This window comes from Acinetobacter sp. P1332, from assembly GCF_044057475.1.
GTDB lineage: Bacteria > Pseudomonadota > Gammaproteobacteria > Pseudomonadales > Moraxellaceae > Acinetobacter > Acinetobacter johnsonii.
Genome location: NZ_CP171157.1, coordinates 1,820,934 through 1,836,891 on the forward strand (window position 1 = coordinate 1,820,934; position 15,958 = coordinate 1,836,891).

Annotated in this window: 16 protein-coding genes; 8 read left to right on the forward strand and 8 right to left on the reverse strand. The window is 40.1% G+C overall.

Annotated elements, in window-relative coordinates; translation table 11 throughout:
- Nucleotides 1-456 precede the first annotated feature (456 nt).
- Nucleotides 457-1,068 carry a TetR/AcrR family transcriptional regulator gene (locus ACFN7Z_RS08860; RefSeq protein WP_004693224.1) on the forward strand — a complete coding sequence of 204 codons (612 nt, stop codon included), beginning with the start codon at nucleotides 457-459 and terminating at the stop codon, nucleotides 1,066-1,068.
- 61 nt (nucleotides 1,069-1,129) lie between these two features.
- On the opposite strand, the gene cysK is transcribed toward ACFN7Z_RS08860, so the two are convergent.
- The 8 genes from cysK to rutD all read right to left on the reverse strand — a co-directional run bounded on the left by cysK (nucleotide 1,130) and on the right by rutD (nucleotide 8,594).
- Nucleotides 1,130-2,128: a cysteine synthase A gene (gene cysK, locus ACFN7Z_RS08865; RefSeq protein ID WP_010326661.1), complete on the reverse strand. Its 999-nt coding sequence runs from the start codon at nucleotides 2,126-2,128 to the stop codon at nucleotides 1,130-1,132.
- Nucleotides 2,129-2,289: 161 nt separating this feature from the next.
- Nucleotides 2,290-3,126 carry an NAD(P)-dependent oxidoreductase gene (locus tag ACFN7Z_RS08870; protein WP_010326660.1) on the reverse strand — a complete coding sequence of 279 codons (837 nt, stop codon included), beginning with the start codon at nucleotides 3,124-3,126 and terminating at the stop codon, nucleotides 2,290-2,292.
- A gap of 45 nt (nucleotides 3,127-3,171) precedes the next feature.
- Nucleotides 3,172-4,527, reverse strand: a complete 1,356-nt coding sequence (gene rutG, locus ACFN7Z_RS08875) for a pyrimidine utilization transport protein G (RefSeq protein WP_159151521.1) — start codon at nucleotides 4,525-4,527, stop codon at nucleotides 3,172-3,174.
- A 36-nt stretch (nucleotides 4,528-4,563) separates the two neighbouring features.
- Entirely contained in the window at nucleotides 4,564-5,100 is a 537-nt protein-coding gene (gene rutF, locus ACFN7Z_RS08880; RefSeq protein ID WP_228127605.1) for an NADH-dependent FMN reductase RutF, read from the reverse strand.
- 73 nt (nucleotides 5,101-5,173) lie between these two features.
- On the reverse strand, nucleotides 5,174-5,557 hold the full coding sequence (rutC, locus tag ACFN7Z_RS08885; RefSeq protein WP_010326657.1) for a pyrimidine utilization protein C: 384 nt from the start codon (nucleotides 5,555-5,557) through the stop codon (nucleotides 5,174-5,176).
- A 30-nt stretch (nucleotides 5,558-5,587) separates the two neighbouring features.
- Nucleotides 5,588-6,337 (reverse strand): pyrimidine utilization protein B, encoded by a 750-nt coding sequence (rutB, locus tag ACFN7Z_RS08890; protein WP_010326656.1) that lies wholly within the window; start codon nucleotides 6,335-6,337, stop codon nucleotides 5,588-5,590.
- Nucleotides 6,334-7,446 (reverse strand): pyrimidine utilization protein A, encoded by a 1,113-nt coding sequence (gene rutA, locus ACFN7Z_RS08895; RefSeq protein WP_010326655.1) that lies wholly within the window; start codon nucleotides 7,444-7,446, stop codon nucleotides 6,334-6,336. The genes rutB and rutA overlap by 4 nt, the downstream gene beginning before the upstream one ends.
- A 344-nt stretch (nucleotides 7,447-7,790) precedes the next feature.
- Entirely contained in the window at nucleotides 7,791-8,594 is an 804-nt protein-coding gene (gene rutD, locus ACFN7Z_RS08900) for a pyrimidine utilization protein D (protein WP_029575017.1), read from the reverse strand.
- Nucleotides 8,595-8,983: 389 nt separating this feature from the next.
- Between rutD and ACFN7Z_RS08905 the strand changes: the two genes are divergently transcribed.
- The 7 genes from ACFN7Z_RS08905 to ACFN7Z_RS08935 all read left to right on the forward strand — a co-directional run bounded on the left by ACFN7Z_RS08905 (nucleotide 8,984) and on the right by ACFN7Z_RS08935 (nucleotide 15,790).
- Complete coding sequence (locus ACFN7Z_RS08905) at nucleotides 8,984-9,301, forward strand: helix-turn-helix transcriptional regulator (protein WP_004693230.1); 318 nt, start codon at nucleotides 8,984-8,986, stop codon at nucleotides 9,299-9,301.
- A 100-nt stretch (nucleotides 9,302-9,401) separates the two neighbouring features.
- Nucleotides 9,402-11,135 (forward strand): SulP family inorganic anion transporter, encoded by a 1,734-nt coding sequence (locus ACFN7Z_RS08910; protein WP_010326652.1) that lies wholly within the window; start codon nucleotides 9,402-9,404, stop codon nucleotides 11,133-11,135.
- 233 nt (nucleotides 11,136-11,368) lie between these two features.
- Nucleotides 11,369-12,562, forward strand: coding sequence for a serine/threonine transporter SstT (gene sstT, locus ACFN7Z_RS08915; protein ID WP_004979798.1), 1,194 nt, complete (start codon nucleotides 11,369-11,371; stop codon nucleotides 12,560-12,562).
- Nucleotides 12,563-12,601: 39 nt separating this feature from the next.
- A complete protein-coding gene (locus ACFN7Z_RS08920) occupies nucleotides 12,602-13,270 on the forward strand; it encodes a YoaK family protein (protein WP_010326651.1) in 669 nt (222 codons plus the stop codon).
- Between the two features lie 20 nt (nucleotides 13,271-13,290).
- Nucleotides 13,291-13,827 (forward strand): DUF2058 domain-containing protein, encoded by a 537-nt coding sequence (locus tag ACFN7Z_RS08925; RefSeq protein ID WP_005399509.1) that lies wholly within the window; start codon nucleotides 13,291-13,293, stop codon nucleotides 13,825-13,827.
- Between the two features lie 263 nt (nucleotides 13,828-14,090).
- Nucleotides 14,091-15,329, forward strand: coding sequence for a mechanosensitive ion channel family protein (locus tag ACFN7Z_RS08930; RefSeq protein WP_010326650.1), 1,239 nt, complete (start codon nucleotides 14,091-14,093; stop codon nucleotides 15,327-15,329).
- 278 nt (nucleotides 15,330-15,607) lie between these two features.
- Nucleotides 15,608-15,790: a hypothetical protein gene (locus tag ACFN7Z_RS08935; protein ID WP_010326649.1), complete on the forward strand. Its 183-nt coding sequence runs from the start codon at nucleotides 15,608-15,610 to the stop codon at nucleotides 15,788-15,790.
- Nucleotides 15,791-15,958 lie beyond the last annotated feature (168 nt).

Genomic DNA, 15,958 nt, shown 5'->3' on the forward strand with positions numbered 1-15,958 from the left:
CCTATCTATTTTTTCATATTGCAAAGGGGTTAATCGTTTCAGATCTTATTTTAATGTTTTTCATAGTGCTACCGTCTCAAAGCGAGTCATCTATAAAGACATTAAAATAAACACACGTGAATAAGACATCTTTCCATACGACAGATGATCCATTTATCAACCCGCACTGCATTCGAGGCTTGAGCACTAAAGGTTCTCGTCTCTAAGAACACAGTGGCTATACTGACAATAGTGTAAAAATCACGAAAAAGGAATGCAATGGCCCAAATTTGATCTCTAGAGATCAAATTTATTGACAACGAAATGCGAAAATGTTCCTGAATTTATTTCTATTGTTGAACAAGTGGATATTTTTAAAACGATTGTAGTAATATCCAAGACCTTAGTTGCATTTTCATTTTCAACCAAGTTCAATAGCCTCTCTATAGTTCTCATGGAATACACTGGAATAAGCCAATGACTTCAGTACGCCAACAAAATTTTCTATTACGCAAAGAGAAAATTTTAGCCATGGCTGAGACTTTATTATTAGACAATAATCAAGACATCACCTTAAGCGAATTAGCAACGGAACTCGATATTGCGAAGGGTACGATCTACAAGCATTTCAAAAGTAAAAATCAACTTTATTTAGAGCTGATTATCTTGAATGAAACTCGCCTGCTAGAAATTTCTCAAAAGCATAACAATGATATTAAAACGTATGTTTCCGAATACATGCTTTATAATATGTTGAACTCGAACCGTACGATTTTACTGCACGTTATTGAAGAACGTTTAACCAATAATGAACGTAAACTCAAAGAACTTTTTGAGAAGCTCTACCAAATACGTGAACAACGTATTATCGAAATTAAAGACATGACCTCTGACTATTTAAAGTCTTTAGACAGCGCAATGTCCATTCGTGACTATTTATCTTATGTATGGACAGTGACCTACGGTGCGTCATTGTTACTCAATTCAACGCATTATCAAAAATCAATCGGTTCTCGTGAGCGTCTGATTAAACTGTATGTCAACCAAGCCCTCATGACACCTGATAAAATTTCACACGCAGCCCTTTAAGCTTCTAAACGGTATAAAAAAGCTAAACATTTTATGTTTAGCTTTTTTTTCATATATTTAATTAGTCTGCGGAAATATCTTCAAACAAAACTGAAGATAAATAACGTTCACCACCGTCAGGTAAGATTACTACAATGGTTTTACCTGCATTTTCAGGGCGTGCAGCAAGTTCAGCTGCTGCTGCCATCGCTGCACCACTTGAAATACCCACCAAAATACCTTCTTGACTTGCTGTTTTACGCGCCCAATCAATTGCTGTAGCAGCATCAATGGGCATCACTTCATCAACCAAGTCGAGGTCTAAGTTTTTAGGAATAAAGTTAGCGCCAATGCCCTGAATCTTATGTGGTCCAGGCGTCAAAGTTTCACCACGTTTGGTTTGATCAATAATCGGCGATTCAGCAGGTTCTACCGCAACTGAATACAAGGCTTGTTTTTTTACTTTTTCAAAATAGCTTGAAATCCCTGAAATCGTACCGCCCGTCCCGACACCAGCAACTAAAATATCAACTTTACCACCTGTTGCATCCCAAATTTCTGGGCCAGTGGTTGCTTCATGAATAGCTGGGTTTGCTGGGTTTTCAAACTGTTGTGGCAAAAAATAAGTTTCAGGATTTTCATCCAACAAACGCTGTGCTTCTTCTACCGCACCGCGCATCCCTTTTGCAGGATCGGTGAGAACCAAATTTGCGCCCAAAGCTTTCATCACTTTACGACGTTCGATACTCATGCTTGATGGCATAGTCAGGGTTAACGCATAACCTTTTGCAGCAGCAACAAATGCCAAAGCAATGCCTGTATTGCCACTGGTTGGTTCGACAATGTGCATTCCTGCTTTCAGCACACCGCGTGCTTCCGCATCCGCAATCAGCGCAGCCCCAATACGACATTTTACTGAAAATGCAGGATTACGGCTTTCAACTTTGGCTAAAACGGTGGCTGGACTTTGTATAATTCGGTTAATACGAACCAATGGTGTGTTACCAATCGCTTCTGCATTATTACTATAAACCGCTATCCCTAAATTATTAGGCGTTGGAAAAGCTGAGTCAGTACTCATACCAATGTTTCCTATGTTGTTTTTAATGATCCACTCATTATCATACCCTGATTTTTAAATGCAAACTGACATTTGGTTGGGCTTATGTTTTTATTTGATAAATAAATCACTTAAACAGAAAAAGCATGAGTTTTCCCATGCTTTTCTCCCGCGCGACCAGCTTAAACGAGCCTTACACTATTCCACTTTTCTAACTGTGTAACGGCCGCGCTAAAATCTACTTGTGCAGCCTGTTCTCGATCTGTTTTTAAGAACAGTTCTTGTGTCACTTGAAAAACAGGTGTTTTCATCTGTCCTTCTTCGGCCAGATCCATCGCAATACCAATGTCTTTTTGCAACAGGTTTAAAGCAAAAGTTTTTTGAAAAGTTCGGCTCAAAACTTTTTGCGCCATCACCGTTTCAGACATGATACTTTTACCACTGGAGTGATTAATACAACTCAATGCTCCAGCCAAGTCAACGCCTCGATTCTTCAAAATAGACAAACCTTCAGACAGTGCCCATAAATGCGTTGCCATGAGCGTATTGTTCACCGCCTTAACCGCAAAGCCTGCACCACTTTCCCCAACGTATTCAATCAGCCCTGCAAATGCCTGAATAATAGGTTTTGCCCTTTCAAATCCAGCGATATTACCACCCAACATAACCGTCAAAGTACCGCGTTCAGCACCAATGGTTTGACCCGAAACAGGTGCATCTAAGTAAATTACTCCACGTGCTGCCAAATCAGTGGAAATTCGCTGCGCAGACTCAGGCACGCCACTGGTACAATCCACCCATAAACTGCCAGATTTGGGTGGATATAACGCCATTAAAGCTTCAACATCTGCACTGGTCGGTAAGCATGAAAATATCACATCGGCTTGCATCGCTTGTTGGAGTTCAACCTGCAAAGTACCAAAAGTTTGCGCATGTGAAGCAGCTTTTTCCGCTGTGCGATTCCACACCCAAACAGGATGACCCAGTTTTGGCAAATGGGAGGCCATATGCCAGCCCATTGCCCCAAGTCCTATAAATGCAATATTCAGACTCAAAATGTACTCCTAACTGTGTGCAATAGTGCTATTGATTTGATCTGCTGATTTTTCTACGACTGGCTCTTTTTCACTGCCTCGGTTCAAGAAAAGATTAAGCAGAATGGCTGCTAGTGTTGCGGTGCCAATACCACCTAGGTCAAAACTCCCTATTTGTAAGCTGTAATTGCCTGTTCCCATAATCAAACACACGGCCCCAATCATTAAAGTACTGTTCTTGGTGAAATCAATTTTGTTATCGACCCAAATTTTTGCGCCAGCAACGGTAATCAAACCAAAAACCACAATGGATGCACCACCCAAGAGTGCAACGGGAATTGTACTAATCACTGCGCCAAACTTAGGAGAAAGCCCCAGTAAGATCGCAAATACACCTGCAAAAACAAAGATTGTGGTTGAATAAACTTTAGTGACTGCCATCACCCCAATGTTTTCAGCATAGGTGGTCATCCCTGTGCCCCCAACTGAGGCAGACAGTGTGGTACATACCCCATCTGCAAAGAAACCGCGTCCGATATAAGGAGACAAATTTTTCCCCGTCATCGCCGACACAGCTTTGAAATGTCCTAAGTTTTCAGCCACCAAAATAATCGCAACGGGTGCAATCAACATCATGGCGTTTATATCAAAGGTTGGGCTGTGGAAAGTTGGCAAACCAAACCATGCTGCTTGACCGACTTTTGCAAAGTCAATTGCAGTGCCAAAACCCATGACATTGGCGAGTAAGAAGTAAATAAAATAAGATGCAACTAAACCTAAAAGTAGCAGTAAACGGCGCACCATACCTTTGGTAAATACAGCAATGACACTAATACAAATAATCGTGATTAACGCCATCCAAGAGTCAAACTGATTGGCTGACACACTTTTGATCGCAACTGGTGCGAGGTGTAGGCCAATAATCATTACGATGGCACCTGTCACAATAGGTGGCATCAACTTTTCAATCCATGCCGTACCAGTGCGTATCACAACTAAACCGATTAACGCGTACAGCACTCCACACGCAATGGTTCCACCCAGTGCTAAAGAAAGATTTGGGTTTGCTCCAACACCTGTATAACCCGTAACTGCAACCACTGCTCCAATGAAGGCAAAGCTGGACCCCAAATAGCTTGGCATACGTCCACCGGTCATGAGGAAGAAGAGTATCGTACCAATGCCTGTAATGAAGATCGTTAGATTCGGATCAAAGCCCATCAGCAATGGGGCAAGTACGGTTGCACCGAACATGGCAAAAGCATGTTGCAACCCCAAAATAATGCTTTTTCCTGCGGGTAAATATTCATCTGTTTGCACAGGCATTGTATCTAAATCGCCTTGATAAGGCTTAAATTTTGGGAACCACGATTCTTTTGTTTGCATGGGTTTCCCCTCCTTGTAAAAGTAGGAATTTTTGAATTAGCACATTGGTAATGGCTCACAGTAACCACGGTTAAAATACATCAGCGCATTTAGTCCATAACTTTGCTTCATGGCTTTGACTTGGCAAAACAGCACGTCATGGCTACCTACAGACATAGTCTGTACCACTTCACAATCAAAGCTCACCAAGGCATCCTCCAATACAGGTGCATTGGTCAACAGTGTGGACCATGTGCCTTGAGCAAAACGTTCGGGCATTGGCGTTTTCCCCCCAAACAGATTAGATAAGTGTTGTTGCTGACTCGACAACGTGTTTACACATAACACTTGATTGGTTTTAAAAGTATCAAACACAGATGCTGAGCGGTTTAAACACACTAACAACGTTGGCGGTGTATCGGTCACACTACATACTGCCGATGCCGTAAAGCCTGCCTGACCTGCCCCCCCATCTGTTGTAATCACATTGACCGCAGCCCCCAGATTCGCCATACCTTGACGAAATGTGTGTTGATCCAACATTGCCTCTGGTGCTTTATGATTCAGCATGGTTTCAACTTGATCTTGATTCATCAGTTTTGCATTCATCGTATTCTCCATGCCCTAAAAAATCGTATATCAGGGCATTAAAATTTGATTATTCCACTTAAGCCACATGTGCAACCGAAGCGATTTCAACCAAAGCCTCTGGCTTGACCAGTCCAGTCTGTACGCAATAGCGTGCAGGTTTATCGTTTGGAAAATACTCGGCATATACAGCATTAATCGCGCCATAATCGGCCCAATCTTTCACAAAAATATGATTAAAAGTGACGTCATCCATTGTGCCTCCTGCAGTTGCAAGGACTCGTTTAATGGTTTCTAAAATATGTCGAGTCTGTGCTGCGGCATCACCAACATGAACGACGTTGTTATGTTCATCAAAGGCCAAGGTGCCTGATACATAAACGATATTGTCAGCCTTAGTTGCAGGTACAAATGGTGCAAGTGGTTTCGCTGTGCCTTCAGGCACAATAATTTCTTTAGGCATGAGGTTTCCTCTATCTTTCGTATGTATGACTTATGCTGTTTTTGCCAGTGTTTGACTGCTTGGGGTTTCAAAGGTGTTCACAAAACTTTGTGTATCAGACACCCAACCAAAAAAGGTTTTGATGTTATAGAGACTTGCTTCTTGCGCCTCGATAGGCCCAGCTTGATAGCACGCATCCTTAAGAGCGACCCCAAAATACTCCAAGAAAAAACCATCCCTTAAAGTCGACTCGACACAGACATTGGTCGCAATACCGACAAAAACTAAATTTCGGATTCCTCGCACCCGCAACATACTGTCCAACGCAGTATTAAAGAATCCACTATAGCGAGGCTTTTCTATGACTAAATCTTGTGGTTCAGGCTTGAGTGCATCAATCAACTCAAAATCCCAACCACCTTTTGCCAGTAGTTTTCCCTGCAGCTCTGGATTTTTGCGCATGGTTTTTAAAGCATTCGACTTATGGAAGTTTGGTGAATCACTCCCTCCTGCTTCACGATACTGATCATCCCAACCATTTTTAAAGTAAATCACCTGAATGCCAGCTGCATGTGCAGCAGTAATGGTTTTTTGAATGTTTTCAACCACAGGTTTGGTTTTAGATACATCAAACCCGGCCAAGTCCAAATAGCCACCTACTGAGGTATAGGCATTTTGCATATCAATCACAATCAATGCCGTGTGTTCAGGTGCTAAAGCAATATGTTCAGGTTCTGCTTTTAATGTTTTTGCTTGCAGACTTTGTTTTGTAAATTCTGCACAGACTATAGATTCATTCATGCGCTTTTCTCCAAAACAACGCGTGGTGCATCCGCTTCAACCACGATATGTTCACGGCATTTCATCAAAGGTTGTATACGCTGACCAAAGTCTTCGACCCCTTGAACAAAATCATCAAAGGTAAGCAAAATACCTTCAGTCCCCTGAATTTCACCAATTTCATCCAACATGTGAGCAACATGTTCAAACGAACCGACTAACGTTCCCATATTGATATTCACAGGCGAAACCGAGGATGCCATTTGGCGAATATTGGTATCTGTTCCAGATTTGGTATCTTTACCACCTTGGTTCATCAGCCAATTAATCGCCTCCATATCCGCACCAGCATTATATGTTTGCCATTTCGCATGCGCCTCTTCATCAGTTTCTGCAGCAATCACCATAAACAACACATAGGTTTGTACATCACGACCTGTTTTATCGGTTTGCTGTTTTAAACGCTCATTGATTTCTGCATAGGCTGTCGGTGTATTCAGCCCTTTACCGAAAACAAAGTTGTAATCGGCATATTTAGCAGAAAACTCAAGCCCTGTATCAGACTGACCCGCACAAATAATTTTCATGTCTGCTTGCGGACGTGGACTCACACGGCAGTCCTGCATAGTAAAATGCTCACCTTTAAAATCTGAACGACCTGTCGCCCAGAGTTCACGCAAAATTTCTACATATTCAGAAAGATATTCATAGCGCTGTACAAAGTATTCATCTCCTGGCCACATCCCCATTTGCGTATATTCGGGTGCTTGCCAGCCTGTCACGACATTTAAACCAAAACGACCATTTGAAATGGAATCAATGGTTGACGCCATTCGTGCCACAATTGCAGGCGGCATCACCAACGTCGCAGCTGTTGCATAGATTTGGATTTTACTTGTCACCGCAGCGAGCCCAGCCATCAAGGTAAATGTTTCTAGGTTATGATCCCAAAACTCTGTTTTCCCGCCAAAGCCACGCAGTTTGATCATCGACAAAGCAAAGTCAAAACCATAATGCTCAGCACGTTGAACAATTTTTTTGTTTAGTTCAAATGAAGGCATGTACTGTGGCGCGGTTTCCGAAAGCAGCCAGCCATTATTTCCAATCGGGCAAAATACACCTATTTTCATCTCGTTTATCCTCTACACTTATTTCATTATTCGCAGAACATCAAAGGCTAAATACAGCAAGACTTTTAACCTTTAGTTTGATAAAAATATATTTGCATAAGCTATGCCAACTATTATTTATTATTATTTTTCAATATATTAAATATTTTTAATTAATTTTATTTTTTACCAAAAAGTAAAATTAGTTTTTATTTTATGCACTATCTCTGTGAGGAGTGATCAATGATTGTGCGGTAAGTGATCCAAACTAGAGTTTTTATATTTTTAGCCTAAATAAAAAAGGTGTATAGATTTCAAAACCTATACACCTTCAATTTATAAAGCCAAATTAAACAATCGATAATCTAAACTAAACTTTCCAGCACTGTTAAAAAAGCCAACATTTCCTTATTCATCACGACTGTTTCGGTTACAGTCGCTGCATGAGCGCCCTGCTTTAAAAGAGTCAACTGTGCATGCGGAAACAACCGTTTTAGGTTTTGTGAGCGTTGGTAAGGCACAAGGAAATCATCTTGGTTTGCAATCAAATGCATCGGTATATTCTGCAAAGCGGCTCGTACCTCCTCGCTCAGTTCAAAGTCCATTAAAGCACTTAGCCGTCGCAATACATTTTCATGCGGTGGAAAGTTTTGAATTTGAAACTGTTCTTGTTTTTGAATACTTTCTATATTTGCTGAAATCCAAGCTGGTGGATATAAAAACAAGGCCTGTGCTTTGACATAAGCCTCTGTGCCTGCACATGTTAAAAGATTAATTCGGGTTTCAAAGCATTTATAGGTATGCGCATCTAACGTGTCCCACCCATTTAAAATCGTGATTGACAACATCTGATACTCGGTCGATTGGCATAAGGATGCCAACTCCGCACCAATAAAACCACCCAGTGCATGGCCGATAAAATGAAACCGTTGAATATGTTGTTGCTTTAAAATCAGCAAAAGCTGCTGGCCCAAATCGCGTATACAATAATCTGGTTTTAATAATGTACTGTTTTCATGGCAACCTTCTTGATCGTAAGTTAGGACATGAAATTTGGTTTGTAGGTCTTGAATTTGTGGCTGCCAAAACTGCGCATGTCCACCTAAACCCGATGATAAGACCACATAATCAGCATCATCTATATGGGATGGAAAAATTTGTACATTCATCTCAAAGTTTACTTTTTGGTCAAAAATATTATCTAGCAATAATTATGCCTTTTAATAAATGTTTGTATTTTTTAAATTTATAATGAATTTTTTAAAAAGCTCTGTAATTATGATTTTAATGCTCTATATGATAAAATATTCAAAGCTTATTATAAATAATCATAAAGAATGAGTTTTTAATTTAAAAAATCGGCTTAAATTATATAAATATAGAGAACTTAAGTAATATTTCGAATAACTAATTTTGATGTAAATATTAAGTATATATAACTTTAGCTAATATTTTATTTCACTAAAAGCCATGCATATTGGACTTGAAAAGACAGCATTATGAACGGCTTGGTTTTATACTAAGCACACAGTTGTTTTGTTTTATGAGTAGGTTTTAAATGAACACAGGACTTGAAATAACGTCTATGCGCGACTCTGCTGAAGTTGTTGTGAGTATTTTAAAATCTCTAGCCAATACTGATCGTTTATTAATTTTGTGTCATTTGTCGCAACAAGAACTGAATGTTTCTCAAATTGAAGAAATTACCGACATCAAACAGCCGACTCTTTCTCAACAATTAATGATGTTACGTAAAAGTGATGTGGTAAATACGCGCCGTGATGGTAAGCAAATTTATTACTCCATTAAAGATGAACGCATGATTGAAGTTTTAAATACTTTGTATAGCTTGTACTGCCCAAAACCACGTCTCTAAACCAAATCACTCTATATTTTCTGTGCTATGAAAACGAATGCTAAGACTTCTTAGCATTTTTTATGCATAATATATCTATATTTATGATTTAGATTGTTTTATGTCTGATTGGAATCGTCGTCTAATCCATTATCTCCCCGCATGGCAATGGCTCAAACACTATGACACGCCTACGTTTAAGTCAGATTTACTTGCATCTTTTATCGTTATTGCCATGTTGGTTCCTCAAGGCATGGCCTATGCCATGTTGGCAGGCTTACCGCCAATCACTGGGTTATATGCCAGCATTATCCCAATGATTATTTATGCCATCATTGGTGGCAGTCCCACACTTTCTATTGGCCCTGTTGCCATCATTTCGATGATGACCTTTGCGACTTTGAACTCGATGTTTGAAGTTGGTTCACCAGTTTATATACAAGCGGCATGTTTATTAGCCCTGATGGTCGGTGTCATTTCCCTGCTGTTGGGTTTATTTCGCTTTGGTTTCCTCATCCAACTGATTAGCCACCCCGTCATCCAAAGTTTCATTATTGCGTCTGCTTTGCTGATTGCGTTGGGTCAGTTGAAGTTTATTGTCGATCTACCTTTAAAAGCCAATAATATCCCCGAGTTTGTGGTAAGTGTTTGGCAATACATCAGTTTAACTCACATAGGTACGCTGTTGTTTGGACTGTGTGCAATCGCATTTTTAATTTATGCACCAAAGTTGCTGAATACTAATGCCTTAAAAGGTTTGTTCGGATCGACCGTATTACTTTCGCGTACTATTCCTTTATTTTTAGTGGTTGCCTCGATTGCCTTGGTCTATTTTTTCCAACTGCAAACGCTTGGAATCAAAACGGTCGGAATCATTCCATCTGGTATGCCTCCACTCGATATGCCGTATTGGAACTGGACTTTAGTTCTGCAACTTTTGCCAGGTGCAACTATGATCGCGATGATCAGTTTTGTTGAATCACTTTCCATTGCTCAAGCCACTGCTTTACAAAACCGAAGCCAACTCAACAGCAACCAAGAACTTATCGCTTTGGGGTTAGCCAATATCAGTGCAGGTTTCAGTTCGGCCTTTCCTGTAGCAGGCAGCCTTTCTCGTACTGTCGTTAATGCAGATGCAGGCGCTCAGACCCCTATGGCTGGTGTGCTCTCTTCGCTGTTGATTATTGTAGTGAGCTTATACTTTACAGGTTTCTTTCAGGACCTTCCTTTAGCTATTTTGGCTGCAACGATTATCGTCTCGATATGGAAACTTGTGGACTTTAAACCCTTCATCGAAGCATGGAAGTATTCCAAAGCAGATGGTATCGCGATGTGGATTACCTTTTTTGGTGTTGTCAGTATCGATATTTCAACCGGCCTGATCATTGGCATGATCTCAACCTTTATTTTGTTGCTTTGGCGGATTAGTCGGCCACATATTGCTGTGATTGGCTTGGTCGAGGGAACGCAACATTTTCGCAATGTTGAACGCCATCAAGTTCAAACCACGGCACAAGTACTGTCAATGCGTATAGATGAAAGCCTAACCTTCTTAAATGCCAATATATTGAAAGGCGAGCTGATCAATGCCGTGAGCCAACAACCTAAGTTAGCCCATGTGGTGATTAATTGCTCCAGTGTGAGTAGTATCGACTTGAGTGCTTTAGAAATGCTGGAAGATATTAATCTAGAATTGGCCAAGCAAAACATTCAGCTGCATTTGTCCGAAGTTAAAGGCCCTGTGATGGATCGACTGCAAAGCTCAAAACTATTGAAACATTTGAGTGGGAATGTCTTTTTAACTCACTATCAAGCCATTCAGACCCTTTCACCTCAGCTGCTTAAAACTTCATAAGAGACCGAATGTCTGCTTGCACTTTTTCAATATAGTGAGAAATATCAAGCAGGCATTTATGATAAAAATCCATTAAATATGTCATTTTTATGAATTAAAATGAATAATAAAAACTGGAATTACAACAACTTAATTTTTATATCTAAATATTTTTCAGTCAGTTAGCAAATTAGGTATAAAATGGCGCACTTAAAATCCGTATTTTGTCCTCGTAATTTCAACAAGGCGCCTCTATGTTTTCTGTTTTAGCGCGAATGAGTCTAGTTACTCGAATTATTATTGCCATTATTTTGGGTATTGGTGTAGCCCTTGTTTTCCCAGGCGTTGCACCTTATTTGAGCCTGCTAGGCGACTTATTTATTAAAGCGTTAAAATCTGTCGCGCCTGTACTTGTATTTGTCTTGGTTCTTGCTTCTATTGCAAATTTTAAAGTAGGTCATAGTGCGAATCTACGTCCTATCATCATCATGTATGCCGTGGGTATGCTACTGGCTGCTTTTTCAGCAGTTGCTGTCAGCATCGCTTTCCCAAGTACTTTGTTCTTAAATTTACCTGCAAATACTGACTTACAACCACCAAGTAGCTTGATTGAAATCTTTAAGAACCTGCTGCTGAGCTTTATTGCTAACCCTGTAACTGCCATTAGTGAAGCAAACTTCATTGGTATTTTAGCGTGGGCTGTGGCCTTGGGTGCTGCATTCCGTCATGCCAAAGACTCAACCAAAGACTTACTCAATGATACTGCACACGCAGTAAATAGCGTGATTCGTTTGGTGATTAACTTTGCGCCTATCGGTATTTTCGGTCTAGTGGCGGTAACCTTTGCAGAAACAGGTTTAAGCACATTAGCAAGCTATGCACACTTATTGGCGGTCTTACTCGGCACAATGGCTTTCGTTGCCTTAGTCATCAACCCGCTTATGGTTGCTGTGGTAACACGTAGCAATCCATATCCTTTGGTATTTCAGTGTTTACGTGAAAGTGGTATCACTGCTTTCTTCACGCGAAGTTCTGCTGCGAACATTCCTGTGAACTTAGATCTTGCAAAACGTTTGGGTGTTGCTGAATCTACAGCGAGTGTAGCCATTCCACTCGGTGCGACCATTAACATGGCCGGCGCCTCAGTGACTATTACCGTGCTTACACTGGCAGCAGTCAATACACTAGGTCTTAATGTTGACTTTACCACCATGATGATTTTATCTGTGCTTGCAACAGTTTCAGCTTGTGGTGCTTCTGGTGTCGCAGGTGGTTCTTTGCTGTTGATCCCTGTTGCGTGTGGACTGTTTGGTATTTCATCTGATATTTCAATGCAAGTGGTTGCAATTGGTATGGTGATTAGCGTACTACAAGACTCTACTGAAACCGCATTGAACTCATCAACTGACGTATTATTTACTGCAGCAGTTGACCGCGCTTCAAAATAATATATTGTAGAATCAGTATATTATTTCTTTTTTGAAGTTATGCCATTTCAACACTTACCACTTTGGATTCAACTGGGGGCATTCTTTCTTGCAGTCAATGCAGGAATGATTAATGTCTTAGGACTGGTGACTGTTTTACACCAGTCTGTTTCCCATATGACTGGTAATGTAAGTGTTTTGGCGATGTCGCTTGTACATTGGCAATCCGAAAGCATTTTATATTTGCTATTAGTAACTGTCTGCTATGTCATCGGTTCATTTTATAGCGGTGTAATTCTGGGAAATAGTCACTTTCGATTGGGACGCCGCTATGGCGTACCACTCACGTTAGTGGCTTTTTTTATTTTTCTGTGTTGGTTCTTTCTGCCTTATTTTCCACGCTATGCTTTACTCTGGGCCTGCGTCGCAATGGGTGTGCAAAATGCCATGGTGAGCCATTATAAAGGCACTATCATTCGCACTACACATTTATCGGGTGTCCTTACCGACCTCGGTTTAGCGCTTGGCTATCGAGTGCGCGGACTCGTGGTTGAGCGTCGGCGCGTAGTTTTACATCTTTTGATTTTAAGTGGCTTTTTGATCGGTGGACTCTGTGCAAGTTGGATGTATCCCTATTTAAAACTCAATTCTTTTTTAGTTCCAACAGCATTAAGCTTGATCCTTAGTGTTGTATATTGGATCATTTACTTTCGTTATCGTCGTTTTTAAACGCAGTTGTGGAATTCGCTATGGTAAAAAATGCATTACAGGCTCAGTTACTCAAAGCCGGTTTAGTTGACAACAAAAAGGCCAAAAAACTTTCTAAACAAGCAGTGCATGAGCAAAGAACAGGTCAAAGCAGTGAAGCTGAGATCAAGGCAAAAATTGCACAAGACAAACAGCAAAAACAGGCCAAAGATCAAGCTATTGAACTTGAAAAGAAAGCGATATTGCAAGAAAAAGAGCTCAAAGCGACGATCATTCAAATGATCACGCAGCATAAAATCCGGGATACCGACGGTGACGTGGCCTATCAGTTTATTGACGATGGCAAAATCAAAAAACAATATATCAATCAACAAATTTATAATGCCTTGGTTGCTGGTAGCCTCGTGATTGCACGTGATCATGAAAGCTATGCCTTCTTACCTAAAGCTTTAGCTGATCGTATTAATGCCAAACTTGAAGGCTTTATTATCGTAAATACCTCAGAGAAAAATGAAGCAGTCACCGATGAGGAAGATCCATACGCTGCATACGTGATCCCTGATGATCTCATGTGGTAATTATTGAGCCATCAGAAGCTTCCATATTGGAAGCTTCTTTTTTCCTAGTTCATTATAAAACTAATTCACCATTCCACTGACCTGACATATCCCAACCATCAACGAGCTATACTTCACGACATCCAAATAATGACTGAAAATCGAATCGAAGAGAGTAAATAAACAAGTCGTTGAAAACATGTATAAACTTAGTGACACAATTTGCTTAATTCGTATAGCTGATTACACTATTTGCAGTGTTTTAATCAAAAGAAGATCGCATTTTGGATAATTTTCATTTTATACAGAGTTTAAAAGACTGGTCGGATCAGTATCCTTGGATCGAAATGCTGACAGGATTCTGCATACTCATTTTAGTGGCTATACTGGCATATATTATTGCCAAGCATGTTGTGGTTCGTGGTATTCGGCATCTCATCACTAAGCTAAAATTTGCCAATCACGACATCATGTCGCAGCATAGCGTGATTCGTCGAATTGCGAACATTGTCCCAGCAATCGTCATTATGAATGGTATCGTCACCGTTCCTCACCTGTCTGCGAAAATGGTCAGCTTTGTCCAAATGGCGGCACAGGCCTTTATTTTCTTAACCATTGCGCTCGCGATTGGTGAATTACTGAATATCTTCAATTTAGTTTATCAACGCAATCCGAAGTCTAGAAATAAACCCATCAAAGGCTATTTACAGCTAATCAAACTGATTATTTTCATCGTTTGTGGCTTGATGATCTTAGGGACTTTCCTGAAAAAAGATGTATTCACCTTGCTGGCGGGTTTCGGTGCTATGGCGGCAGTGCTGATGTTGGTCTTCCAAAACACCATTTTGTCTTTGGTGGCTTCTGTTCAGATTTCATCCTATGACATGGTCCGCATTGGAGATTGGATTGAAATGCCATCCCTGAATGCAGACGGTGATGTCATTGATATGTCATTACATACCATCACCGTACAGAACTTTGATAAAACCTTTACCACAATTCCAACCAACAAATTGGTCACTGATACTTTTAAAAACTGGCGGGGTATGTCACAGGCAGGCGTACGTCGTATCAAACGCTCACTTTATATTGACCAAAGTAGCGTTCACTTTATGTCTGAAGCAGAACAAAGCAAACTTAAAGAGTTTTTATTATTAGACCAATATCTAGATCACAAGAGTACAGAGCTGATTGAGTTTAATCAGAAATTGAGCAATACATCTCCTTGTAATCAGCGACGTTTAACCAATATTGGGACCTTCCGTGCGTATGTTGAGCTGTACCTTAATCAGCATCCGAACATTTCAAAACACCAATCTTTAATCGTACGTCAGTTACAACCGACTGAAAAAGGCTTGCCACTGGAAATTTATGCATTTAGCAATCAAATTGCATGGAAAGATTATGAAGCGATTCAGTCGGATATTTTCGATCATTTAATTGCCATTCTTCCCGAATTTGGTCTCAAAATTTACCAAGCACCATCGGGATATGACATGCAAATCGCAATGTCAAACCCGTAATTTTTTCACTTTGGTATGCTAAAACCACTCTAGTTTTAGCATACTAAGGTCTTAAAAACGAAGAATAGGCATTTTAATATACGTTCTAAATCACCAACTCTAGAATAAAAATTATGAAAATACATAACATTAGTTTTTCAACAACTGTGTTATTTACCTTGTGTATTATGTAAGTTAATTATGTGATTATTTACATGAAATATACCTCAATATCACAATATCAACCTTTTCTCTTCATTAAATTAGCCACTCCTTTTCACTTTGTAAGACTTTCTAAAATGAATACTTTAAATAAATCTTTATGTGCCGCCCTTTTAGCTGTAGCAGCGACATCTTCTTTTGCAGCAGAAACTCAAGTTGTAGAAACCACTCAAGCTGCTGTTGCAACTGAAAATGCAGCACCTGCTTCAGAAGCTGCTGCATCTGATGCGGTTGCGACATCAGAAGCTCAAGCAAACTAATGCTTTAAGCATCTTGGGGGATTCATTTGATTGGATTCCCTTTCATCAACCATCTCTCTCAGACTTTTTATATCTATTCATCTACATTTCTTGCTATCCATACTGCTACAACATCGTTTAGCCTCTCTTAATTTACACAGACCACTGAGGTCTTTTCATGCTAAAATT

Bases quoted from the DNA above. Each gene is read 5' to 3' on its own strand.
- ACFN7Z_RS08860 (WP_004693224.1), top strand. From the start codon at position 457: ATGACTTCAGTACGCCAACAAAATTTTCTATTACGCAAAGAGAAAATT.
- cysK (WP_010326661.1), bottom strand. From the start codon at position 2,128: ATGAGTACTGACTCAGCTTTTCCAACGCCTAATAATTTAGGGATAGCG.
- ACFN7Z_RS08870 (WP_010326660.1), bottom strand. From the start codon at position 3,126: ATGGGCTGGCATATGGCCTCCCATTTGCCAAAACTGGGTCATCCTGTT.
- rutG (WP_159151521.1), bottom strand. From the start codon at position 4,527: ATGCAAACAAAAGAATCGTGGTTCCCAAAATTTAAGCCTTATCAAGGC.
- rutF (WP_228127605.1), bottom strand. From the start codon at position 5,100: ATGAATCAAGATCAAGTTGAAACCATGCTGAATCATAAAGCACCAGAG.
- rutC (WP_010326657.1), bottom strand. From the start codon at position 5,557: ATGCCTAAAGAAATTATTGTGCCTGAAGGCACAGCGAAACCACTTGCA.
- rutB (WP_010326656.1), bottom strand. From the start codon at position 6,337: ATGAATGAATCTATAGTCTGTGCAGAATTTACAAAACAAAGTCTGCAA.
- rutA (WP_010326655.1), bottom strand. From the start codon at position 7,446: ATGAAAATAGGTGTATTTTGCCCGATTGGAAATAATGGCTGGCTGCTT.
- rutD (WP_029575017.1), bottom strand. From the start codon at position 8,594: ATGAATGTACAAATTTTTCCATCCCATATAGATGATGCTGATTATGTG.
- ACFN7Z_RS08905 (WP_004693230.1), top strand. From the start codon at position 8,984: ATGAACACAGGACTTGAAATAACGTCTATGCGCGACTCTGCTGAAGTT.
- ACFN7Z_RS08910 (WP_010326652.1), top strand. From the start codon at position 9,402: ATGTCTGATTGGAATCGTCGTCTAATCCATTATCTCCCCGCATGGCAA.
- sstT (WP_004979798.1), top strand. From the start codon at position 11,369: ATGTTTTCTGTTTTAGCGCGAATGAGTCTAGTTACTCGAATTATTATT.
- ACFN7Z_RS08920 (WP_010326651.1), top strand. From the start codon at position 12,602: ATGCCATTTCAACACTTACCACTTTGGATTCAACTGGGGGCATTCTTT.
- ACFN7Z_RS08925 (WP_005399509.1), top strand. From the start codon at position 13,291: ATGGTAAAAAATGCATTACAGGCTCAGTTACTCAAAGCCGGTTTAGTT.
- ACFN7Z_RS08935 (WP_010326649.1), top strand. From the start codon at position 15,608: ATGAATACTTTAAATAAATCTTTATGTGCCGCCCTTTTAGCTGTAGCA.